This window comes from Hyphomonas beringensis, from assembly GCF_000682755.1.
Classification (GTDB): domain Bacteria; phylum Pseudomonadota; class Alphaproteobacteria; order Caulobacterales; family Hyphomonadaceae; genus Hyphomonas; species Hyphomonas beringensis.
Map to the genome: position 1 here is coordinate 1 of NZ_AWFF01000054.1, position 23,992 is coordinate 23,992.

Annotated in this window: 19 protein-coding genes; 11 read left to right on the forward strand and 8 right to left on the reverse strand. The window is 54.6% G+C overall.

Annotated features, from left to right (window positions below; genetic code table 11):
* Positions 1-217: 217 nt before the first annotated feature.
* From HY29_RS12895 to mmsB, 3 genes are read left to right on the forward strand one after another with little or no spacing between them, the layout of a single operon-like run.
* Positions 218-1,351: an acyl-CoA dehydrogenase family protein gene (locus HY29_RS12895; RefSeq protein WP_155838320.1), complete on the forward strand. Its 1,134-nt coding sequence runs from the start codon at positions 218-220 to the stop codon at positions 1,349-1,351.
* 2 nt (positions 1,352-1,353) lie between these two features.
* The gene (locus tag HY29_RS12900) at positions 1,354-2,391 is read left to right on the forward strand and encodes an enoyl-CoA hydratase/isomerase family protein (RefSeq protein WP_034797643.1); all 1,038 of its coding nucleotides are present in this window, start codon (positions 1,354-1,356) and stop codon (positions 2,389-2,391) included.
* Complete coding sequence (mmsB, locus tag HY29_RS12905) at positions 2,388-3,278, forward strand: 3-hydroxyisobutyrate dehydrogenase (RefSeq protein WP_034797644.1); 891 nt, start codon at positions 2,388-2,390, stop codon at positions 3,276-3,278. The genes HY29_RS12900 and mmsB overlap by 4 nt, the downstream gene beginning before the upstream one ends.
* A gap of 127 nt (positions 3,279-3,405) precedes the next feature.
* Here mmsB and HY29_RS12910 read toward each other — a convergent pair whose 3' ends face one another.
* Positions 3,406-5,037 (reverse strand): AMP-binding protein, encoded by a 1,632-nt coding sequence (locus tag HY29_RS12910; RefSeq protein ID WP_034797645.1) that lies wholly within the window; start codon positions 5,035-5,037, stop codon positions 3,406-3,408.
* Positions 5,038-5,107: 70 nt separating this feature from the next.
* Complete coding sequence (locus HY29_RS12915) at positions 5,108-5,986, reverse strand: MaoC/PaaZ C-terminal domain-containing protein (RefSeq protein WP_051601494.1); 879 nt, start codon at positions 5,984-5,986, stop codon at positions 5,108-5,110.
* Positions 5,987-6,658: 672 nt separating this feature from the next.
* On the opposite strand from HY29_RS12915, the gene HY29_RS12920 reads away from it, so the two are divergent.
* From HY29_RS12920 to HY29_RS12940, 5 genes are all read left to right on the forward strand, one after another.
* The gene (locus HY29_RS12920; RefSeq protein ID WP_034797646.1) at positions 6,659-7,735 is read left to right on the forward strand and encodes an acyl-CoA dehydrogenase family protein; all 1,077 of its coding nucleotides are present in this window, start codon (positions 6,659-6,661) and stop codon (positions 7,733-7,735) included.
* 30 nt (positions 7,736-7,765) lie between these two features.
* A complete protein-coding gene (locus tag HY29_RS12925; protein WP_034797647.1) occupies positions 7,766-8,932 on the forward strand; it encodes an acyl-CoA dehydrogenase family protein in 1,167 nt (388 codons plus the stop codon).
* 41 nt (positions 8,933-8,973) lie between these two features.
* Positions 8,974-9,792 (forward strand): SDR family NAD(P)-dependent oxidoreductase, encoded by an 819-nt coding sequence (locus HY29_RS12930; RefSeq protein ID WP_034797777.1) that lies wholly within the window; start codon positions 8,974-8,976, stop codon positions 9,790-9,792.
* A gap of 181 nt (positions 9,793-9,973) precedes the next feature.
* Positions 9,974-12,334 carry a TonB-dependent receptor gene (locus tag HY29_RS12935; RefSeq protein ID WP_155838321.1) on the forward strand — a complete coding sequence of 787 codons (2,361 nt, stop codon included), beginning with the start codon at positions 9,974-9,976 and terminating at the stop codon, positions 12,332-12,334.
* An 87-nt stretch (positions 12,335-12,421) separates the two neighbouring features.
* Complete coding sequence (locus HY29_RS12940) at positions 12,422-13,444, forward strand: zinc-binding dehydrogenase (protein ID WP_034797649.1); 1,023 nt, start codon at positions 12,422-12,424, stop codon at positions 13,442-13,444.
* A gap of 202 nt (positions 13,445-13,646) precedes the next feature.
* Here HY29_RS12940 and HY29_RS12945 read toward each other — a convergent pair whose 3' ends face one another.
* The 5 genes from HY29_RS12945 to HY29_RS12965 form a co-directional block, all read right to left on the reverse strand.
* The gene (locus tag HY29_RS12945) at positions 13,647-15,203 is read right to left on the reverse strand and encodes an acyl-CoA synthetase (RefSeq protein ID WP_034797650.1); all 1,557 of its coding nucleotides are present in this window, start codon (positions 15,201-15,203) and stop codon (positions 13,647-13,649) included.
* A gap of 123 nt (positions 15,204-15,326) precedes the next feature.
* Complete coding sequence (locus HY29_RS12950) at positions 15,327-17,363, reverse strand: acetoacetate--CoA ligase (RefSeq protein WP_081811390.1); 2,037 nt, start codon at positions 17,361-17,363, stop codon at positions 15,327-15,329.
* A gap of 175 nt (positions 17,364-17,538) precedes the next feature.
* Entirely contained in the window at positions 17,539-18,192 is a 654-nt protein-coding gene (locus HY29_RS12955) for an alpha/beta hydrolase (protein WP_034797651.1), read from the reverse strand.
* Between the two features lie 5 nt (positions 18,193-18,197).
* Positions 18,198-19,217 carry a zinc-dependent alcohol dehydrogenase family protein gene (locus HY29_RS12960; RefSeq protein ID WP_034797652.1) on the reverse strand — a complete coding sequence of 340 codons (1,020 nt, stop codon included), beginning with the start codon at positions 19,215-19,217 and terminating at the stop codon, positions 18,198-18,200.
* A 140-nt stretch (positions 19,218-19,357) separates the two neighbouring features.
* Positions 19,358-20,308: a LysR substrate-binding domain-containing protein gene (locus HY29_RS12965; protein WP_034797653.1), complete on the reverse strand. Its 951-nt coding sequence runs from the start codon at positions 20,306-20,308 to the stop codon at positions 19,358-19,360.
* A 102-nt stretch (positions 20,309-20,410) separates the two neighbouring features.
* Here HY29_RS12965 and HY29_RS12970 point away from each other — a divergent pair, with 102 nt between their 5' ends.
* Genes HY29_RS12970 through HY29_RS12975 form a run of 3 tightly spaced genes read left to right on the forward strand, consistent with a single transcriptional unit; the run spans position 20,411 to position 22,288 of the window.
* A complete protein-coding gene (locus HY29_RS12970; RefSeq protein ID WP_034797654.1) occupies positions 20,411-21,220 on the forward strand; it encodes an SDR family NAD(P)-dependent oxidoreductase in 810 nt (269 codons plus the stop codon).
* A gap of 29 nt (positions 21,221-21,249) precedes the next feature.
* A complete protein-coding gene (locus HY29_RS19825) occupies positions 21,250-21,381 on the forward strand; it encodes a hypothetical protein (RefSeq protein WP_277813022.1) in 132 nt (43 codons plus the stop codon).
* Positions 21,374-22,288 (forward strand): SDR family NAD(P)-dependent oxidoreductase, encoded by a 915-nt coding sequence (locus tag HY29_RS12975; protein ID WP_034797655.1) that lies wholly within the window; start codon positions 21,374-21,376, stop codon positions 22,286-22,288. Before HY29_RS19825 ends, HY29_RS12975 begins: the two co-directional genes overlap by 8 nt.
* A 12-nt stretch (positions 22,289-22,300) precedes the next feature.
* On the opposite strand, the gene HY29_RS12980 is transcribed toward HY29_RS12975, so the two are convergent.
* Positions 22,301-23,920, reverse strand: coding sequence for an FAD-dependent monooxygenase (locus HY29_RS12980; RefSeq protein ID WP_034797656.1), 1,620 nt, complete (start codon positions 23,918-23,920; stop codon positions 22,301-22,303).
* Positions 23,921-23,992: the final 72 nt, after the last annotated feature.

Genomic DNA, 23,992 nt, shown 5'->3' on the forward strand with positions numbered 1-23,992 from the left:
CGGCGACCAGGCCTTCATCATTCCGACGATGCAATGATTGCTCTGGGAACCTGGAGGGCTGGGACCACCAACATGGTGCTGACCGGCGGTGCGAGCCCTGTCCTCCGATCCGCGCCTATTTTGTCTTCTTCCATGCGTCTCGGGGCTCACTTTGGCGTCCGCGCTGCGGGTCTCCAAGAACAAACCATGGCTCCAAATCTGATTTACGCTGATTGATATGCTACTGGACGAACAGCAGAGCCTGATTGTGGATACCGCGAGGGCGTTTGCCTATGAAAGGCTCCGCCCCAACGCCGAGCGATGGGATCGTGAGAAGTGTCTCGATCGCGATGCCCTCAGTGCACTTGGGGAGCTTGGTTTCGGCGGTATTTATACGGATGAAGGGTATGGAGGATCCGGACTCGGACGTCTTGATGCGGCTTTGATCTTTGAACAACTCTCGCATGGTTGCATCAGCCATGCGGCTTTTCTCTCGATCCACAATATGGCGACCTGGATGATCGACCGGTTCGGTAGCGATGCGTTGCGGAGCAAATATGTTCCGCGCCTGTGCGCCGCCGACCTGATCGCTTCCTACTGCCTGACGGAACCGGGAGCGGGGTCCGATGCTGCAAGTCTGCGTACCAGTGCGCGCCCGGACGGCGATAACTATGTTCTCAACGGCGCTAAAGTATTCATTTCGGGGGCCGGCTTCTCGGATATCTATGTCGTCATGGCCAGAACGTCCGAAGAGGGAGCAAAAGGCATTTCGGCTTTTGTCGTGGAGAAGGACACGCCGGGCCTTTCATTCGGCAAGAACGAAGAGAAGATGGGCTGGCGCGCTCAGCCCACAGCCATGGTCAATTTCGATGACTGCCGCATCCCGGCCAGCAATCGGATTGGCGAAGAAGGGCAAGGCTTCAAGTTTGCCATGGCGGGTCTCGATGGCGGTCGCCTCAATATTGCCGCCTGTGCTTTGGGCGGCGCTCAGGATGCGCTAGACCGCTCCTTGGACTATGTCCGTGAGCGCAAGCAGTTCGGCCAGGCAATTGCTGATTTCCAAGCAACCCAGTTCAAACTAGCCGATATGGAAATCGAATTGCAAGCCGCGCGCGCGATGCTCTATCAGGCAGCCGAGCGTTTGGATGCAAAAACGCCTGATGCCACTACGCATTGTGCCATGGCCAAACGCTTCGTGACTGATACGGCCTTCAAGGTCGCAAATGACGCGCTGCAATTGCATGGTGGGTATGGCTATCTCGCTGACTATGAGGTCGAGCGGATTGTGCGGGATCTGCGCGTTCACCAGATACTCGAAGGCACCAATGAAATCATGCGCGTCATCGTCTCGCGCGAGATGATGAAGAGGTAAGCATGAGCGAACCAAGTGTTATCGCAAGGAAACAGGTGCGTGCTGGGCGCCTGACGCTCAATCGTCCGAAGGCGCTGCACGCGCTCAACTCAGATATGGTCAGCCAGCTGATGGATGCCCTGCTTGCCTGGCGCGATGATCCAGAGGTCGAGTTGGTTGTTCTCGACCATGCCGAAGGGACGCGCGGTTTCTGCGCAGGCGGAGATGTGCGCATGCTGGCCACCTCCGGCGCAGGAGATGGCCGGGAAGCACGCGCCTTCTTTGCCGCAGAATATCGTCTCAATGTGTTGATCAAGGAATATCCGAAGCCCTACGTCACGATCATGGATGGCATGACAATGGGCGGCGGGGTTGGCATTTCCGTTCATGGAACGCACCGGGTTGCGACGCCTAACACGGTATTCGCGATGCCTGAGAGCGGGATCGGCCTTTTCCCTGATGTCGGCGGAGGCTGGTTCCTGCCGCGTTTGGAAGGAGCTACCGGTATGTGGCTCGCCCTGACAGGCGCGCGGCTGAAAGCGGAAGACGTGCTCGCCGTAGGTGTTGCCACACATTTTACAGAGGATGCCAGCGGGCTAGCTGATACGCTCTGCATAGAGGGCACCGCCGGGCTGACAGGGTTGAAGACAGACGCAGCGGCAAGCTTCTCCACACATCAGGGCGAGATCGATACCTGTTTCGGGAAGGCGTCTGTTGAAGAGATCGTGTCCTGCCTGGATGCTGGCTCTGAATGGGCGCAGAAGCAGGCTCAGGCGCTGGCAACGAAATCACCTCTGACCATGAAGGTCGCTCACCGCCAACTGCGTGAGGGTGGCGCCATGGAGAACTTCCGGGACAATATGAGGATGGAGTACCGGATCGGGGCGCGCATCGTGCGTACCGAGAACTTCCTGGAAGGCGTGAGGGCCGTTCTGATTGACCGGGATAACCAGCCCATCTGGAAACCCGAAAACCTCGCGGCGGTAACGCCCAGTCTAGTCGATACATTTTTTGCTCCGCTCGGTGCGGAGGAACTCGAATTCATTGGAGACGTCACATGACACAAATTGCCTTTATCGGTCTTGGAAATATGGGCTCCGGTATGTGCGCAAATCTAGCGAAGGCTGGGTATGATGTCCGCGCCTTCGACCTGAACCCAGACGCAGTCAAGAAGGCAGAGGCCTCTGGCGCCAAGGGCGCGCCGTCGGTTGCTGATGCCGTTCGGGAGGCCGATGTCGTTGTCTCGATGCTGCCTGCCGGCAAGCATGTCCTGTCGGTCTATTTTGGCGATGACGGGGTTGCGGCTCATGCTGGACCGGGCAAGCTCTTTCTTGATTGTTCGACCATCTCTGTCGAGGATGCCCGTGAGGCCGCAGGAAAGGCGCAGGCAGCTGGCTTCCCGATGGTGGATGCCCCCGTCTCGGGCGGAACGGCGGCTGCGGATGCTGGTACGCTGACCTTCATGGTTGGTGGCCCCAAAGAGGCCTTCGACAAGGCAAAGCCCTTCCTGGATGTGATGGGCAAGAATGTCTTTCATGCTGGCGCTGCGGGAAACGGCCAGGTCGCCAAGATCGCGAACAATATGCTGCTCGGAATTTCGATGATCGGTACCTGTGAGGCGTTTAATCTGGCCGCGAAACTCGGCCTCGACGCGCAAACCTTCTTCGATATTTCCTCAACGGCGTCTGGCCAGTGCTGGTCGATGACAAGTTATTGCCCGGCGCCGGGGCCTGTACCAACCGCCCCGTCGAACCGTGACTACCAGCCAGGCTTTGCGATAGCGATGATGCTGAAGGACCTCAAACTGGCGCTTGCCTCCGCGCAAGGGGCCGACGCTGAGACACCGCTTGGACAGCTTGCTGAAGAAATCTACGCGAAGCTCGATGATGATGGTCATGGCGGCTTGGATTTTTCAGGTGTCATGAAGCGCCTGCAGGGAGCGCTCTAGCATAAGGAAAATGTTGAGTGGTCGCCATCATGAGTGAAGGGCAGGCTGATCTCCGGCTGTCTTTTGCCTATGCTGGCGCGAGCCATGTGGCAGCTTTTCATTTTTGTTAGCTGGGCGTCTCTCCAGCCTATTCGCTTTTGGCTTGGGCTCGAAGTTCCCGCCTCAGAACTTTACCGGTGGTTGTCATGGGAAGGGAGTCCACAAAACGGATCTCACGAGGGTATTCATGCTTGGCAAGACGGTCCCGTACGGACTGTCGGATTTCGTCTGCCAAGGCATCGCTGGGCTCGTGTCCTGGTAACAAGGTGACGTAAGCCCGGATGATCTCCGTACGCTCGGGATGCGGCACCCCGATGGCGGCTGCCATGCTGACAGCGGGGTGGCGGATGATTGCATCCTCGATCTCAGTTGGGCCGATGCGGTATCCTGAACTGGTAATCACGTCGTCGGCGCGCCCGTGGAACCAGTAGAAGCCATCTTCATCCTTGCTGGCCAGGTCTCCCGAAATCAGCCAGTCACCGATGAATTTGCCCGCTGTCGCTTCGGGATTTCTCCAATACTCCAGCAGCATGACCGGGTCAGGATGTTTGAAACACAGATTACCGACCTCCCCAACGGGTAATTCGTTGCCGTCATCGTCACGAATGCTGGCCTTGTGGCCGGGCAGGGGCGTGCCGAGCGAGCCGATCCGGTAGTGATTGAGCCCGCTGCAATTGCCAAGTGTCAAGTTTGCTTCAGTTTGGCCAAATCCCTCATTGATGGTGGCCTTGAACATCTCAAGCATTGACGTAAGCAGATCTCTGCCCACAGCTTCGCTTCCGCTGATGATGCTTCGAAGACGGACGTTATGTGCGTCTATCAGGCTGGCATACGGCTTCAGAAGTTTCATCATTGTTGGTGTCAGAAAGGCATTCCTGATTGAGTGTTCGCCCATCATGCGCATTGTCAATTCAGGGTCGAAGCCTGCCATAGGGAATACGAGAATCGGCGTTCCGTAATTCCACCCACAGAGCAGGGTGTTGCCGAGACCGCCCATCCAGGCCCAATCTGCCGGGGACCACATCTTGTCACCTGGCTGAGGGTACAGATCGAACAGAACTTCGGCGCCAGGCAGATGACCGAACAATACCTGGTGGCCATGAAGCGTGCCCTTTGGCCAGCCGGTTGTTCCGGAGGTGTAGTTGATGAGCGCAGGCGTATCCGGGGAAAACATCAGTGTTGTGAACTGGTCTGACGCTTTGTTCAGCGTTTCATGGAACGGCAGGGCGCCACCTTCGGGAGAGCCATCAATTACAAAGACATGCTCAAGACTTGGTGCGAGCGCTTTCGCCTCCAGCACTTTCGGCAGGTTGGCCTGGTCGGTCACGACAGCCCGGATTTCCGCATTGTTCAGCCTGTATTCCAGACCGTCGACACCGAACAGGATCGAGGTGGGAACCGTAATGAGGCCTGCTTTCCAGCCGCCCACATGCGAGATGGCCGTTATAGGGTGCTGGGGCAGCAGAACCATAAGCCGGTCGCCCTGATTGAGACCGAGGCCGGTCAGTACATTGGCAAACTGATTGGCTCGCTGCTGGATCTCCCGGAACGTATAGGTTCTCACGTCCGCGCCGACATGATGGATCAGTGCGATCTTGTCAGGATCTTCCGCATGACGGTCGCAAATCTGATGCGCAATATTGCACCGTTCCGGCAGGTTCCAGCGGAAGTTGTCATAGATTTCGGAATATGTCGCGGCGGGTTTGATAAGGCGTTCCATTCAGGTGTTTCCAGTAATCTGGTGTGGGCAGAGGGTTTGAGTTCGGATGCTTTCAGGAGACGGAACAAACTCAAGCTGACAAGATGGTTTTGCCGCTGCGGACGGCAACGATATTACGGTCCTCGATTCGAGCTTCAAATGAGACAGTTTCCCCATCTTTCCATAGGTCGATGGATAGAACTTCCCCGGGATAGACCGGGGAAGAGAAGCGTGCCTCGTGATGGATGATCCTTGATGGATCGAGATCACAAAATTCGGTCAGAACTGCGCGGCAGCAGATGGCAAAGCTACAAAGGCCGTGAAGAATCGGCCGCGGAAAACCGGCAGCGATTGCGGTATCCGGATCCGCGTGAAGCGGGTTAAGATCACCCGACAGACGATAAAGCAGTGCCTGATTAGGTGTTGTCGCAATGCGAACAGTGCGGTCGGGCGCTCGTTCTGGTGGCTGGTGAGGCTTAGGTTGTTCTATTTGAGGGCCGCCGAACCCACCTTCAGCCCGCGCGAAAGCTGTTGTCCGGATCGTCGCGAGGGGCTTCGTATCCCCATCGAGCGTCATTATCTTTTCATGGGAGAAGACGGCGCCCCGTCCTTCGCCCTTGTCCCACGCGCCAACCATCTTGCTGGTTGCGTTAACCTGGCCGATGAAGGGCAGGGGGCGGTGCAGGGTAATCGCTTGCTCGCCATGAAGGACGTATCTGTAGTCGATGCCGACATCTTCCATTGCATTGCCATGGAAGCCAACGGCGATGGGAAATGTCGGAAAGACTTTCAACCCGTCTTCGTAGGCAAACTTCAGCTCTTCACAGTTCATAGGACCCTGCGCCAAGCCGATACCCAACGCATAAATAATGACGTCTTTTTCGGTCCATTCGTGCCGGGCGGATTTCGTCAAAGCCATGATGCGCTCATAGTCAATCGGAGGGAGAGACGGATCTCTCTTGAATGCCATGGTAGTATCCTCTCCCTTTATCTGTTCCGCGAATGTTGCGGTCGCTTTTTCAGTTGTTGATCTATCCTAGACGCTGATGCGAACGAGATCAAAACATTTGCTTTATTCTGGGCTGATTTGCGAGCAATGCGAATGGGCTCGGTTCAGCGCGGATGTGTCTTTTCGGCGCATTTTTACCGAGGCGGCAGGAGCCTGCATTAATGCAGGTGTGATCTGCAATTTTTTGCTGTTTATCAGCAAACTCACAGATGGTAGCTGACAAGTAAAGCAGATGTACTACCGCTTTGCCGCCTGTGGGACCTGTTAGGGGGCGTTCGTGTGGCAGGCCCTTCTGGAAGTAGTTGAGGTTCCTGTTTTCGGGGAACAACCTGTATCGCCAAACCTCCGTGCGATGCAGGTGAACACTTGGCGCCCGCGCAATGCTAATGGTCCTCAATCCGCGGGCGCCACTTTTTTCAACCAGTTCCCCGGCCTCAGTCTACTGCCCTGCGTGCCATCGGCGCATAAACATTCTGAGGTGCGATAAAGAGCTTGAGGATACTGATGTCTTTCTCTTCAGATATGCTTCTAAAGGATCGGCTCCGCCTCTTGACCGAAATCAAAATGAATGTACTAAAACGACTTCTGGCAGTTCACTGATTTATAGGCCAGAAAACAAATCGGGCGGTATGGATGATTGATTTCGAACTGACAGAGGACCAGAAAGCCGTTTGCGAGATGGTCCGCGATTTCACTGCAAATGAAGTCGCGCCACTCGCTCGCTCACAGGACACAGCTGGTGAACTGGATAGCGCCCTGATGGATGCGATCTGGCAGCTGGAAATCGTCCAGAGCCAATGCGAGCCGGATGGCCGCTCTGCGTTCCTGGCTGGACTTGTCCTGGAAGAGCTGGCTGCTGGAGACGCCTCAGTGGCGACGGCTGTGGCATCTACGATGGCTTACTGTTTGGCAATTACGGATCACGGCACGAGCGACCAGAGGCAAGCGTTGCAGGAGAGCCTCAAGGCCCCCGGATTTCAGGCGTTATCGCTTGCCGTGATGGAGCCTTCATTCGGGTTCTCGATTGGTGGTCTGAAGACAGAAGCAGTTGCTTCCGGAGCCGGATTCCGTCTTCAGGGCGCAAAGTCCATGGTTCCTTTGGCATCGCGCTGCCGCAGTTTTCTTGTGGTTGCCCGCTATCAGGAAGGGGAAGCGGCATTCATTGTGCCGGCCGATGCTGCTGGGGTTTTGGTTCGTGAGCCGTGCCAGACAGTCGGGTTGCGGCCGCTAGAGCTTTCCGAAGTTGTCTTCGACAATGTGGGAATTCCTCAGGGTGCGATGCTTGGTGGGTCCAATGGCAGCAATATTCAGAGTATTATTGATGCTAGCAGGACGGCGCAGGCTTGCATCATGACAGGGCTAAGCGCCGCTGTTCTGAATCATGTTGTCCCATATGTGAAGGAACGCATCGTGCACGGTACGCCGCTTGCCCAGAAGCAATCGGTTGCCTTCCGTGTCGCGGACATACGGATCGACACCGAAGCAATGCGCTGGATGAACTGGCGGTCTGCTTGGGAAATTGAAACAGGACAGAACCCAACGCGGTTGTCAGCACTTAGTTATTCCTTCGCCGGAGAGAAGACGATGAAGATCGCCGATGAGGGCTTGCAGATGTTTGGGGGGCACGGCTTCGTCCAGGAGCATCCGCTTGAGATGTGGTATCGCAATGCACGCGCGATATCTGTGCTGGAAGGTGTCGCCGGCATTTGAGCCGGTTATCGATACAGAGGAACGCAACAAATGGTTGATTTCAGCCTGACCGAGACGGACAAGAAACTGATTGATCTTGTCCGAGAGGAAAACGAGATTGGCCGGGCATTCGCACGCGAACTGGACCGGACAATGGAAATCGAGCCGTCGCGGCTGCGTGGGGTTCATCCCGCAGTTGCTGATCGTGAAGATCCGTTTGAGCTGCTTGAAGGCGTGCATGAGGAAACCAGTGGTCTCGTAATCGCTGAGGCGCTGATGTTCATGGCCAGCGCCCAGGATGTGGAGTTGCGGGATGTCGGGGGACATGAGGCCTTTGGCTCCATGGTGCTCAGGAACTTCGGGACAGATGTGCAAAAGGAAAAGTACGGGCATTTGAACCTGGCGATTGGGATCACCGAGCCTGATGCCGGATCGGACCCCGGAGCGATGCGTTCGTACGCCCGATATGATCAGGAGACAGATGAGTACGTCCTGAACGGCGAGAAGATCTTTATCTCGTTCTTTAACAAGTTTGACGGCGCTGTGGCGCTGGTGAAGGTGGCTGGGAAAGACGGCTCGCGACCGGAGTTTGGTACATTCGTTCTTGTCAAAGGCGCACCGGGGCTGATCGAATCTCCGCAGATGCGTAAGCTCGGTGTTAGAAAGCATGAATTGTCTGGGTTCGTGATGCAGGATTTGCGCGTCCCGGCTGTCGCGCGTCTGGATGCGGACTTCGGCAAGACTCTCAGCAACTTCAATCACAATCGTCCGATTGTCTCAGCCGTCGCTCTGGCGTCGTGCCGGTCGCTACTTGATTTTACGCGCGACAAACTGAAAGCCGCGGGCGTGGAGCTTGACTATACACAGGGAACTTCCGGGCGGAGCGCTCTCGTCGACCGGTTCATCCGTCTGGAAAGTCTTTGGGAGGCGTCTTGGGGAACCGTTATGCGTGCCAAGTGGCTGGAGCATAAGCAGGGCATGTATTCAAATGGGTATCGCACGGAGGCTTCGATTGCGAAGGCGATGGGGGCAAAAGCAGCGCGTGATATCACGCAGGGATGTCTTGAAATACTTGGGCCAGAATCTTTGTCAGAAGAGTATTTGGCGGAGAAGTGGTTCCGCGATGTTCGTATTGCAGACATCTATGAGGGGGCGGGTGAGATTCAACGAGTTCTCATCGCCCGGGATATCTTCGGTTACAAGAAAGAGCTGAGCTAAAAGGCTTCGTCTTTATACAAATGCACAGCCAAGGTGGCGATATGAAGTTAGCGAATAAAGTTGCATTGATAACCGGAGTAAGCCCAAACATCGGCGGCGGGATCGCTGAGGAGTTGTGGTCAGCTGGTGCCCGGATCGTTGCGGTAGATGCTGATGCGGACAATGCGAATGATTGTGCTAACTACATAAATGCAAATGGCGGCGAGGCGCTGGCGCTGGTGTGCGACGTAACAGACGAAACGCAGGTTGTGCAGGCCGTTAACCGTGCAGCCGAACAGTTTGGTGGGATTGATATCCTCATAAATAACGCTGCCTTCTTTAACCAGAAGGGAGTGGTGGATATGAGCTATGCCGAATGGCAGGCTCAGACAGGTGTCATCCTCGGTGGGGCATTCCTTTTTACCAAGTACGTCGCTTTGGCCATGATCGAAGCGGAGCGGCAGGGTAGCATGATCAACATCATCTCGACTGCGGGCCATCAGGGGCAGCCGGGAAATGTCGCGTATTCGACATCGAAGATGGGGTTGATGAATTTCACGAATTCGGTAGCCATGGAACTTGCTCAGCATGGGATCCGTGTAAACTCCCTCACGCCCACCGCGACGGACCCGGCTGAATCTGTTGAGCGGGCGCGCCGCTGGGGGCGCGATGTGTCTGAAGATCCGCATACGGCCCGGTTGATCGCTCAGTTTGCGAATCATATTCCGATGCAAAAACTGCCTAAACCCAGCGATTATGGTAAGGCAGCTGTTTTTCTGGCGTCTGACGATGCCAGCATGATTACGGGTACCGATATAAGAGTGGATGCGGGCGCGGTGTCAAAATACTGGGCATGGGATCCTGCTTCGCGACACGAATAATATAGTGGTGAGATAACGCTTCAACGCCCGGAAAAGGGGTGACGGGGAGGCGTTTTAGATGTAACAAGATAAAGCAAACGTACGTTTTAAAAATGGCGACGTATTGTTGAGTTGAGCCTTTGATATTCAAAGGTGAGGCGCGGCGTATAATACAAAAGTTTTCTTAGGGAGGAAACAGAACGTGAAAAAAAACACTAGAGCGATTGTAGGTAAGTCTGCAGCCTCAGTGCTGGTTCTCGGGTTCATGGCGATCGATCTTGTTGCGGTCGCACAGGAGACCGACGGGATGAGCGAAGCGACTGAAACAGCGCAAGCTGATCAGGACGAAACCAAGCAGCTTGGCGTTGTTTATGTTACTGCGCGTAAGCGCGAAGAACGTGAAATTGACGTTCCTGTTGCCATTTCGGCCATGCCAGCTGTTGAGATTGATCAACGAGGTCTCACGAACCTGACTGAGATATCCTCAGCGATCCCGGAACTGCGTATTTCGGAAAATACAATTGGTTATGGCGGCAATCTGACCATGCGCGGTATTTCAAGCGCAACCAACACTGCGTCGGTTGATCAGGCCGTGACGGTCAACATCGACGGTGTGCCGGTATCATATGCCGGTGTCATCAAGCTTGGACAGTTTGACCTCGGACAGGTCGAAGTCCTGAAGGGGCCGCAGGCGCTCTTCTTCGGCAAGAACGCAACGGGGGGTATTGTCTCGCTGTCGTCTGCGTTGCCGACGGATGAACTCGATTACCGGCTGCGGGGCGAGTATGAATTCGAAGCTGAGCAATACGCTGGCGAAGCTTATATCTCCGGCCCGCTTTCGGAAGGGGTCAAAGGGCGCCTTGCCGTTAAGTATACCGATAGCAAGGGGTGGCTGGAAAATGTTGTCCCGGATCCTTCCGTCTTTCCGGGGGCTGTCCCCCCCAAAAACGACAAAGGACCGGCCACAGAAGAGTTTCTTGCCAAGGGCAGCTTGCTTATTGAGCCAAGCTCTGATTTCACGATCAAGTTTACCGGTGGCTATAGCGATACGGAAACTGAAGGAAACTACTTGCAGTCTCAGCGGATCTTTTGTCCGTATGGGCAGGCACAAGGTCCCTTCGGCTATCCTGGTCAGGATTGTAAGCTGAATAACGTTACGACTCAGGCTGACATGCCGGGCAGCTGGGCGAATTTTGATCCGCGTTACCCATCTGACGGTGTTCCCTATACGAAAACGAAACAGTCGATCCTTGTTTCAGATATCGACTATCAAATTTCTGACGATATCTCATTCAACTCGATCACTGGATTTTATAATGTGAACCTGGACGCGTCGGATCATGTTTCAAATGGCGCTATCCCGTTCGTGGGCTTTGCGACCAGCATTGAAAAAACGACGTATTCGCAAGAGTTCCGCTTGTCTAACGATGCTTCGAATCGTTTCAACTGGATGCTGGGTCTTTTTCTGCAGGATGATGAGTATACTGAGAACCAGTCTACGGTTGTCGGCGTACTGGGTCCGAAAGCTGACTTCCGCATTACGGGCGACACGGTGTCTCCATTCGTGCAGGTTGGCTTTGACCTGACGGATAAGCTTACCTTCACCGGAGGTGTGCGCTACACCGAGGAAACCAAGCAGCAGCATATCGGGACAGGGCAGTTCGAGGGGCAGTATCCCAGGGAGAAAAGTTTCTATAACTGGTCTCCGGAAGCGACGCTGTCATACGCGCTTACATCAAATGCCAATGTCTATGTGGCTTATAAAGAAGCCTACAAGTCTGGCGGTTTTCAGACAGAGCATGTTGCTATTCCCAGCGCTCTTAGTTCCGGAGCGCTTGTGAACAATGCGTTTGATGAGGAAAAGGCTGAGGGTTACGAAATCGGGGCGAAAGCCTATATGCTTGATCAGACACTGCGTGTGTCCGCAGCGGCTTACCACTTCGAGTACTCGGACCTGCAGCTCAGCAGTTTCGATTCTGAACTGGTGGCGAACATCATCCGCAATGTCGGTGCTGCTACGACCGAAGGCGTTGAGTTAGACTTTGAGTACCGTCCGGCGGCACTCGAAGGTTTCTGGATCAATGGTGCGGTTGCATACAATGACGCGACTTACGACGAGTACACACCATCCTGCTATAATGGGCAGACCGCTGCGTTGGGGTGCGATATTGCAAACGATACGACGGACCTGGCCGGAAAGCACTTGCCGCGAGCACCCAAGTGGGGTGTGACACTTAGCGGGGCATACGAAGGTTCTCTCAGTTCTGCGCTCGACTATCGCGTCAATGCGGGGCTCCAGTACAGTGATGAATACGAAGGTAACTCAGATGCCATCCCGAACTCCAAAGATGATGGTTATGTATCGCTTGATGCCGGCTTTGCTATCATGGACAAGGAGCAGGTATGGGAGCTCGCTCTGATAGGGCGTAACCTCTCAGATGAATACTGGATTGCAAGTTCCTATCAGGTGCCGGTTACGGGCAGTGCTACGAGGCTGTCGGACATCGCAGCGACGGTCAATCGTGGACGGCAAGTCATGCTTCGTCTGACGTACCATCCATAATGCGGATATGTCACTGAAGTGATCTTCAATAGCGGAGGCGGCTGTGTGCCGCCTCCTTTTTTTAGATAGAAATATGGGTGAACAATCATGAAAGCAGCAGTTTTAGAGAAACGGGGCCGCGACGGGCTGAAGATTATGGATGTGCCCGACCCCATACGTAAGCCGGGGGAAGCTGTGATGCGGGTCCGTGCGAGCTCTCTAAATCGTGTCGACGCTTACATGCGGGACAACGGCCAGGGTATTACACACGAACTACCGATTATTCTTGGCGTCGATGGGGCAGGCGAGATCGTGGAAAGTGGTCCCGGCAGTCACTTGAAGCCTGGCCAGAGAGTTATGCTCTTCTCGTATGAGTTCTGCCAGGAATGCCGTTATTGTCTTGCAGGAGAGCAGCCGCTTTGCCTGAAGGCTAAAATTTCTGGTGAACATCGTGATGGTAGTTTTGCCGAGTATGTCTCTATGCCCGAGCGCTGTTTTCTGCCGCTTCCTGATGAGATCAGTTTTGAACACGCTGGTATTCTGCCTGCGGCTTACAACACGGCCTATCGGATGCTGTTTGGTAAGCGAGCGCTTTTGCCGGGCGAGACTGTTTTGATCGTCGGTGCTGGCGGCGGTGTTTCTGTCGCCTGTATTCAGTTAGCAAAGCATATTGGCGCGCGTGTACTTGTCACTACGTCCAATGAGGACAAGCTCAGTAAGGCTGCAGAGATTGGGGCAGATGCTGGCGTAAATTACAGAACTGAGCCGGTGAGCCGGCGAATCCTTGAGCTGACGAACGGCGAAGGCGTCGATATGGTGATCGACAGTGTCGGGGAGGCAAGCTGGGGCGAGTCCCTGCGTTCGTTGCGGCGCGGTGGACGGATTATCAGTTGCGGGGCAACGACTGGAGGAAATCCGCCGGTTGAGCTGCAACGCATGTTTATTCGCCAATTGGAGCTTTATGGATCGACTGGCGGCAATATGGAAGAGGCCCGGCGGTTGTTATCACTCGTCGCAAATAGCGGCCTGCAGCCCGTCATCGACAGTCAGTTCGGGCTGAGTGATATCGCATTGGCCTATGACCGGCTGGAGGCGCCAGAGCGCTTCGGTAAGGTTTCACTCATTATCTAGGTATGACTTTGAGGCCAAAGAGTGGTTCGGCCTGCCTCTCAGAGGCAGGCCGCTGGATTCTTTTCGCTCGGCTTTGCTGACACGGCAGGGATCGGTGGTCTGGCCATGGCGGTGAACTGCCAGCAGCAAGTTCAACCTTGCCACCGTCGCACTGGCTTGAGATCTCGGGCCTCAGATTACCAACATCAAATCCGAACAGCTTTCACCCGGCTATGTCAGGATAAGCTTTCTTGTCTTGATTCCAGTACCCGTCGCGTAAAACCCGTTTATATAGTTTGCCGGTTGGCAGTCTTGGTAGCTCCGGCATGAAGTCGATTTGCTTTGGCAATTTGATCCGGCCGAGTTGAGACAGAACATGTTCTTGAATTTCAGATGCCAGGTCTTCACCGGCGTCGGACATTTCGAGTGGCTGGACGACTGCAACCAGGCGTTCGCCGAGGTCAGGGTCCGGGGCTCCAACAACTGCGACGTCGGCAACACGCGGGTGGGTTACGATCACATCTTCGATTTCTTGAGGATAGATATTCACGCCTCCGGAAATGATCATGAAACTCTTGCGATCAGTCAGATAGAGGTAACCATCTTCGTCCAACCAGCCGATGTCACCAAGCGTACTCCATCCTTTTTCATTATAGGACGTTTCTGTTTTTGCTTCATCCTTGTGGTAGCTGAATTGACTGCCACCTTCGAAATAGATCGCTCCTTCTTTCCGTGGTGGGAGCTCTTGGCCATCGTCCGCCAGGATATGAACGGTTCCGAATTTGGCTTGTCCCACTGACCCTTTGTGTTCGAGCCATTCCTGCGGGGTTATAATTGTCATTCCATTGAATTCGGTGCCGGAATAATATTCGTGGATAATAGGCCCCCACCAATCAATCATTTGTTCCTTGATTTGGACCGGACAGGGCGCAGCAGCATGAATGGCCAATTTGTGAGATGAGAGGTCATACTTCTGGCGGTCAGCGGCAGGAAGCTTCAGCATACGGATAAAGTGCGTCGGGACCCATTGCGAATGCGTCACTTTTTCCTGCTCGATCAACTTCAATGAAAGTTCTGGGTCGAACTTCTCCATTACGACCACTGTGCCACCAAGCTTCATGGCGCTCAGACTCCAGCGAAGAGGTGCCGCGTGGTAGAGCGGAGCAGGCGACAGATACACCATATCTGGGGTGAAACCGAAACGGACTATGCCAAGATCGGTTAAAGAGTCCATCTCTTCGATCGAGGTGTCCGGGAGGTCAAATTTGACGCCCTTCGGACGGCCGGTCGTGCCGGATGAATACAGCATCGGTGCGCCCATGCTCTCATCCGAGATCGGTGTTTCGGGGTGAGCATTACGCTCGGCGAGATAGTCGCGCGCACCTTCATTCGGCCCATCGACGACAAAGACAATCAGGTCGGAATTTTCCGCAGCGATTTCGAGCGCCGTTGAGAGCATTTTGCCAGAGGTGAAAAGGATTTTGGCGTCAGAATCTCCGACAATGTAGCCAGCCTCCTTGGCCGATAGGTGGGTGGAGATACCGGTAAAGTAGATACCGGCACGTTCCGCTGCGAGGGCAATCTCGAAATAGCGCGGATGATTTTCCAGAAGAATGGCAATAACGTCACCTCTTTTTAGACCGCACTTCCGCAGAAGATGGGCGCACTGATTTGACCGTTTTTCCAGTTCTGAAAAAGTCACCGACTCGCCGCTTGGAAGCAGTTTGTAGGCAGTTTTTTCCGGTGTCTGGTTTGCGTGATTATGAACGTGTAGAAGCATGCTGAATTGTTCACTTTCCTAATTGAGATGAAGTCCGAAAAGCTGCGGCCTTCATGGGCGGATCAGCGGTGCCGCCCCTTGGGGTGGCGGTCTGTGTTAGTTGCTTGGGGTCGTGCTGTTAGGTCAAAGATTGTTAGTCGAGAAATTTCTGAACCATTCCAGCGAAGATGCATCTCTTAGCATTTGGGGGTCTGCAACGCTCTCAAATGGTGCGCCTTCGAGCAGGCGCCGGACAGGGACTTCCAGACGCTTCCCGGTGATGGTGTAGGGGATCACTGGAGCCTCGATAATCCGGTCAGGAACATGTCGTGGGCTATTTTCCGATTTCAGGGCATGGCGGATTTGATCACAAAGTTTGCCGGAGAACGTCTCTCCTTGCGCGAGCTGCAGGAACAGGATGATCTGGTCTTCCAGGCAAACGACTAGAGAGTCTTCCACATCAGGAATATCCTCGAGTGTGCGGTATATCTCTGCGGTTCCTATACGGACGCCATTTCTATTGAGTGTCGCGTCAGAGCGACCGAAGATGTAGATCCCGCCACGATCATTGATCATACAAAGATCGCCTTGCTGCCAAGTGCCTGGATAGGTACTGAAATAACTATCCCGATAACGCTTGTCATTTGGATCGTTCCAGAAGCCTAGCGGCATGGAGGGGGAAGGTGAGCGGATCACGAGTTCACCTGTTTCATTTCTGAGGCTGCTGCCATCTTCTGAAAGACAGTCAACATGGATGCCCAAGGCAGCGCCCTGAATTTCTCCGGCATAGACAGGTGATAGTGAAACACCTCCTGCAATTGTACTGCAGAGATCGGTGCCGCCTGTCTGAGATGTAACCCAAAGGTCGTCTTTCACATTCTCGTAAAACCAACTGAAGGTTTCTGGCGTTGAGGGCGCACCTCCCAGAACAATCATCTCCAGCTTTTCCATATTGAAGTCTGTCGCAGGCACGACGCCGACAGCAGACATTTTTTGCACAAGGCCGGGACTGAACCCAAGAGCGGTTACGCCGGCTTCTTCGCTCATTTGCCAGAGAGCGGCCGCATCCGGGTAAACCGGACTGCCATCGTAGATGACGATGCTGCTGCCAGTAAGCAGTGTACAGATGAGGGAGTTCCAAACCATCCAGCTTGTTGTGGTGTAGAAAAAGATTGTCGAATTTGGAGTGAGCTCGGCGGAAAAGTGCTGAGCTTTGAGGTGCTCGAGGAGGATGCCGACATGGCTCTGGACAATCGCCTTGGGCAAACCGGTTGTGCCGGAAGAAAAGAGGATCCAGAGCGGGTGATCGTGAGCGACCTGCTCGAATTCGAACGGGCGATCTGTTGGAAGCGTTGTGTTGAGCAGGCTTTCCCAGGAATGCGATGTGATGTTTCCGGTCGATGCAGTTCCGGTCTCGCCGCCAGGGATATGTACGACGTGTTCCAGACTTGGTATGGCGTCGATGATAGTACTGAGGTTTTCGCGCTTGTCCCTTACGGCCCCGTTAAACCTGTATTCTGGCGTAGCGAAGATGAGTTTTGGTTCCAACTGTCCGAACCGGTCGATTACGGTCTTCGCGCCGAACTCAGGAGATGCGGAAGAAAAGACCGCACCGATTGCGGTAGATGCAAGTAGTGAAATTACGGCTTCAACCGTGTTCGGAAGGTAGCAAATAACCCGGTCCCCCGGCTGAATGCCGAGTTTCCGGAGAGCCGTTGCAAGCCTTCGGACGGAGTCGCCGAGCTCAGACCATGAAACTTCCTGCATTGGCGCGTCTTCTGAAAATGCAAAGATCGCCGTGCTCTCAGGTGCCGTTCTCTCATGACGAAGGGCATTCTGGCTGAAATTCAGGCGTGCACCTTCAAACCAAATCGCACCTGGCATATTCCGTGTTGAAACAACCTGATCATAACGCCGTTCGGCCTCGACATCGAAGTGATCCCAAATAGCCGACCAAAAGCCCTCCAGGTCAGATACGGACCAATTCCAGAGCGCATCATAACCGGTAAAATCGAGTTTTCTTTCCTGCTTGAGCCACTTCATGAAGCGCATCAGGTTTGAATTTTGAATCCTTTCCTGGGATGGTGCCCATAGGCATTCCCCCCAATCTGTTACGATTGGAGCGGGATTTTTCAGACCCTGACTAAGGGCAGCAGATCTGCCAGTCTGCGACTTCGTCATTATTCCCTCCCTATTATTGTGACTGTTGCCAGTTTCTTGTGGCTTCAGATTATCCGGGGTGTTTTGACCGCGTAAAGGTATTGCCATTGAAGCGAAGGTCTCCCCAGGCCGTCGCATTCGAGGAAATTCCCGTTATGTGAGAAAATTTGGGCCTAGCCAGATTTGGCTTCAGGGTTCACTTCTCCTTGCCTGTAGTTTTCATGATCTCGGACGCGGCCACTCTATCGGCGATCGATGGCCATTCGTGTCCACCTTCATGAGGCAGCCATGTCAGCGGAACGCCATCTCGTTTGAGTTTGTCGGCTGTTGCCTGTGCATCAGCGAAATGAAGAACGGGATCGTTTTTGCCGTGGGTCCATACGACTGGAACAGCATTATGCTGTGCGCCGGGGGGATATTGCTCAAGCAAGTGAGGCATGATCCTGGCTGATCCAAGCACACAAAGCTGCATTTTTTCAGGATGCTCGAGATAGAGGTGAGAGGCCATCACTCCGCCTTGCCCGAACCCCATGACGATGAGGGGGAGGTTTGCGTCACACGTATTGAAGAAATTCGCGATCGCAGCCCGGCTCGTGCTTTCCTGTGCAAGATTTGGCTGCGGCGGCCCTGCTTCACCAGGTGTGATTTCAAACCAGGCGCAACCGCGCTCTGACGGGCTTCCAACGGGCACGGGGCCGTGCAATGCAAATACGCGAACGTCATCAGGGATGGCACCCTTCATAGCTTGATAGGCGATCTCGGCTGTGTGCCCAAAGCCGTGTAGCAGGATGAGATTGGCCTTCGCGTCAGAGGGCGATGCACCATAGATGGTGTGGTCGAGGTCGGACATCTGGATCAGGCTCCGAAATCGATCACGATTTTGCCGAAATGTTCGCCACTCGCGAGGTGGCGAATGGCGTCCGGAGCGCTCTCGAACGGAAACACCTTGTCGATCACTGGACGCAGGCCGCCTTCGGTGATCGCCAAATTGAATGATTCGAACTGCTCGCGATTGCCGACCGAGATACCAAACAATCGGAGGTTTTTGCCAAAGACTGCGGGCATCAGCAGTTCCTGCGAGCGTCCACCAAGGACTCCGATTATCACGATACGTGCACCTACAGCCGCAGCGACGAGTGACTGGTTGATTGTCCCGCCTCCGCCAACTTCAACAATAACGTCAACGCCTTGCCCGCCCGTTATTTCAAGGGCTTTGGCGCCCCAGTCTGGCGTCTCGCGATAGTTGATTGTCTCGTCGGCTCCAAGATCTCTAGCCCGGGTAAGTTTTTCATCTGATGATGAGGTGACAATGACTTTCGCCCCGCGCATTTTGGCGATGAGCAACGCAAAAATGGATACCCCGCCTGTGCCTTGCACCAGCACCCATTCGTCCTTTTCCACTTGCCCTTCCACTACAAGCGCACGCCATGCGGTCAGGCCGGCGCACGGTAAAGTGGCCGCTTCCTGATAGCTCAATGTATCGCTGAATCGGGAAGCCGCTTGCTGTTTTGTTACGAAAAACTCTTGCAGCACGCCCGGTGCGGAGGCGGACCCTAGGGATACCGACCTGTCGGCTCTGCGAACAGGGCCGGATTGCCAGTTCGGAAAGAAGCTCGGACACACGCGGTCACCGACGCTAAACCTGTCAACGGCCGACCCTGTTTTCACGACTTCGCCTGCTGCATCCGAAAGCGGTATTTGTGGCAGTGCTCCAAAGGGCGTTCTGTTCTCGATTGTTACCAAGTCACGATAATTGATGGATGCGGCATGAAGCTTAATGAGGATCTCGTCAGAGGCGAGGGTTTCGGGCACCTCCTTGTTGACGAGCTGCATGTTATCAATTCCCCATGCGTCCTGGACTTCCCATACTTTCATTGTGGCCACCTTGTCGTTTTGGCGGGCGATCACCCGCTAAATCAAAACATTTGTATTATATCTGTTTGGGCCATTTGCAAGGGGGGCAAAAGGTTTGGCTTTGGTATTTATGTGAAAGGGTGGGCTCAGAGTCGCTCGTTTTAGGCACTCTGTACAGCCGTCACAGGGGAAGAAAGGATCGTGTCAAACAGCGCGTTCAGTTCCAGGTTGGTTTTTTTCGCTTCGCTTTGTATCCACTCCACAAAAAACTCTGTACCGGGATTTGTATTCCGGCCCGTTCGAACGTATAGGTATTGAGTAAGCTCCATGTCGACACAAATTCTGGTCGCCGGTATCAGCGTGCCGGCGACCAGATCGTCAGCAACGAAAAAGAGCAGGCCCAAGGCGATTCCTGCGCCGCGCCTTGCGGCTTGATAAGTCAGACTTAGACTGTCGAACTCAAGCCCCCGGTCAAAGATGGGAGGAGGCAATCCGATCTTCTCGAATGTGGCTTCCCAGAAAGGAATCTCGCGTCGGGTATACAGAAGCGGCAAAGCATTGGGTCCGCTCAGTAGGTCAAGGGAAGGTGGCGCTTTGTTGGAAGCGGCTACAACTGGTGTAAATACAGTAGGAAACAGCTCGAATTGCTGGATACCGCTTTCTACGATGTTTTGAGCTGTGACGGCTGCGTCCAGAGGATCTGCAGCAAAGCTGATGTCACTAAATGCCTGCTTGAGCTGGATGGGAATATTCGGTTGTGATCTGCGGAACCCTCCAAGCCTGGGGGTTAACCAGTCTGTGGCCATACTGGTAAATGTGCGTAGACGTATGGGACGAGAGTGTCCCGAGTCCACATCCCGGCAGGCTGCATCAATCGAGCCAAATGCTGTTGCGATTGCTGCGTGAAGAGGTTTGGCCCATTGGGTCAGGTCGACCCCGTCATACCTGCGGTCGAATAATTCGCATCCGAAGTAGGCTTCCAGAATTGAAACATGTCGACTGACCGCGCCGACAGAAACTCGTAGTTCGCGGGCTGCGGCACTCAGGCTTCCTGTCCGTCCTGTGGCTTCGAAGGCCTTCAGCGCATTGAGGGGAGGAAGTTTATACCGCATGAGAGGCTTTCTATAAACCTGAAGGCTTACTTGCGCAGAATATGACTGGAATGACAATACGCTCAGGTTCAAAATGACCGTTCTACTTGGGTGCGGAGTGCCATGAATACATTTTTTGAGAACAAGCTCGCGATCGTCACGGGCGGAGCCGGCGGGATGGGACGTGCGCATGCTCTCAGACTTGCAGAGCTTGGGGCAAATGTTGCGATCCTTGATGTCGATCTGGAAGTTGCTGCCCGGTATGGCGAGGAGTTAACGGCACCTAGTGTGCGTGAGGAGATCCTTGCATTAGGTCGTAAGAGCGTGGCGATTCAGGCGGATCTTTCGGATCGTCAGACAGCTTTTGACGCGGTTGAAGATATCGAGCGCCATTTTGGCCGCATCGATATTCTTATAAATAATGCCGGGGGCGCGATTACACCAGTTGATGTCAGCTCGGCCTCGTTAGCCAGCGAAGAAGACCGGCGTAAGTTGTTCGCGGTGAATTTCGACACGGCAGTCAACATGTGCCAGGCCTGCTCGCCGGTGCTGAGCCGGCAAGGTGGGGCAATTGTGAATGTATCAACGATCGGGGTCTGTATGGACGATGCCGGTGCTCGCTTCGCGATGTACTCTGCTGCGAAAGCCGCGATCGAAAAGTATACGAAGTCGCTGGCTGTGGAACTCGGTCCAAACAATGTACGCGTAAACTGCGTCGCGCCGGGGCTCGTCACCACAGCCCGTGTTGCGAAACAGGCCTCTGCGCGAAAGCTTGCAACAAGCGACCAGGCCAAAACCATTCCGCTCCGACGGCTCGGAAGACCCAGCGACATTACCGGCGTTGTGGAGTTTCTGGTGAGTGAGCAGGCTGGTTATGTAACCGGGGAGTGTATCCGGGTGTCAGGTGGCCTGCAGCTTCTCGCCGCGACCTAGTGTGCAACTGCAATAAAGGGACAATGGTCATGGACTTCATCGATGCGGCATTCGCGGACACGAAGTCTGTCCAGGCTTTCGTGCCTGAGTACATCGCCTCGCACGATGACAGAACGGTATTCGTCGATGTTGTGACGCAGGTCAAAACCGATCATGTCTGAGGGGCGAGAGTCAGGTGAAGGTCGTTTGCGGTTTTCCGGTGATGTCGCGCTCGTAACGGGTGCCGCAAGTGGTCTCGGGCTTAGTCATGCACGGGCGCTCGCTGAACGCGGTGCGCGTGTCCTGCTCAACGATATTGTCCCTCCTGGTTGCGGCAAGCCTACGGCAGAAGAGGTCGCATCACAGCTTCGTTCGGAAGGGCTTGATGCCGAGGCCGTGATTTCCAACGTCGGAATACAATCCGAGGCGGAAGCTTCTGTTGAAGCGGCTATAGAAAAGTGGGGCCGCATTGACATTGTCATCAACAATGCTGGCAACGGGATTGCCGGCAAGGTTCAGGATATTGAGACGGAACAGTTACGGCAGATTATGGATGTGCATCTTTATGGCATGTTCTGGACGAGCCGTGCCGCCCTTAAACACATGCGCAAGAATGGCTATGGGCGTATCATCAATACGGCATCTGCCGTCGGCGCTTTTGGGGCTCCTGAAATTGCTCCCTATGTGATTGCAAAGGCCGCCGTGCTTGGGCTGTCCAAGGCAACGTCCCTCGACAATCGCGACTTTGATATCAAGGTGAACGCGATCTGCCCGGTTGCTGAAACGCCACTGGCCCGATCCTATTTTGATGCGCATCCGGAGCTGGACGTTTCAACACTGACACCGCAGGCTGTATCACCTGTTATTGTCTACCTCTCTCATAAGAGCTGCCAGCTGACCGGTGAAATACTGAGTGTTGCTGGCGGACGTGTCGCCCGTATCTTTACGGCGACCGCGCCTGGTGTCACGCGAGAGGGGCTGACGGCGGAAACCGTCGCCGCAGACCTGGAAGACATCCTGAGCGCAGACGGTTACTCTATTCCCGGAAGCTCCATTGATCAGTATGCCCTTCAGCCAAAGGGTGACTGATCATGAAAGGTTTCAGTGTCCGGTCGCGAGCCTTGCAAGCGCATCTGGATCCGCTGGAAGACTGTTGCCAGTCCAGACGATGTGTAGATCCGGGCGGACCAGTAGGTAGTGGCAGCCATAAGTCATACGGACATGTTCCTCTTCGCGGCTGACGATTTCAAGCGGAGCGCCTATGTCGTGAAATGCCTTTTCTATTGAGGAGGTGTCGGCGGTTCCTGTCAGGTCTATAAAGCTGTAATCCGCTCCTAGTACATCCTGCATGGCGGTCCGGTCCTTGAGCCAGATATGCGGGATCCGCACGCCGGGTTCCGTGGTGGGCAGATAACGAACCGTGTCCCAGCTTGTCGATGCGCCAGGCTCCGAGGCTATAAGGGGGGAGCCTGCATAGGTGTAGCCAAGTTCAGCGCCGACCATTTCATGGACACGGCGGTGATGTCTGTTGGCCAATTGGGCAGTCTTATGCCGTTCACGCTGCCCATCTTCTGTGTCCTGATTTATAGCGCCGGTTAGATCGACCCGCCACATTCCCAGTCCTTGCGCGGCCCAGCCTGATGCTTCAACATTTTTCTCACCGACCGGACGCCTCTCTGCTTCGTAGCTTGGAAGCAGGCCCGGGCCGCCCCAGCCATTGATTGTGGCGGCGAGTTTCCAAGAGAGGTCGAGGGCATCGCCCACACCGGAGTTCATGCCAAGCCCCCCGGTCGGGATCACAAGGTGAACTGCATCTCCAGCCAGGAATACACGGCGATCTGCATATCTTTCAGCTAGCAGCAGGTGCAGGGTCCAGTTGCTGACATTCAATACCTCATAGTCAAAATCGATGTCCGGTCCGATTTTCTGTCTGATCCAGGCATGCAGGTCGGTATCGTCAGAAATGTCGGAGTTGAGCGTGAACTCCTTGCGGTCTCCCTGTACGATGATCGCAGAGCCTTCAGCGTCCGTGAAATAGTAATGGCGCCCTTTTCCCATTGGGATCCGGTCATAGAGGGTCTCTGAGCGAAAGCAGATCTGCTTCATGCTACGAAGACCGCCCTGTCCCTCAAGCTTGATCCCCAGCGCTTTGCGAACGGTGCTCCCACCGCCATCGCAGCCAGCGAGATATGAACACCTGATTTCTTCCTGCGGGCTATCTGCCGGGCTCAGGGTGACTGTCACTCCCTCATTATCCTGTGACAGGTCGGTCAGTTCACACGCATACCGGACTGTCACATTGGGAGTTTGTTCCGCGATGGATTTCAGGAGTGGCTCCAAGCGGTTTTGAGAGACGAGTTGATAAGGCTCCAGCGGTTGGGAGTGGTCAGTCGTCTTTTCGATACGCTCACGCATCACGCCTACGGATGGGTAATGCTGTTTGAGCAATGGCGCTTCCGAAAGTGACCGAACAACAAAAATGTCCATCGGAGCATCAGCTGGATATCCGAGTGAACGGACATCATCTGCAATGCCGAGGCGGCGATAGAATTCCATTGTGCGGGAGTTGGAGCGGTCCATCTTTGGCCAGGGGCCGGTCGTCGGATCGCGTTCAACAAGAAGCGTTCTGACACCGCGCCGTCCAAGATCTATCGCCATGGTCAGGCCGACCGGGCCCGCGCCGGCAATGACGACGTCAAATTGTGATGATGCATTCGACATCTGCTTCTCCCTCTTGAGCACTTGCGTGACCGCAACGCTATCGGTTGGGAGGTTCAACGGAACTCACAGAAT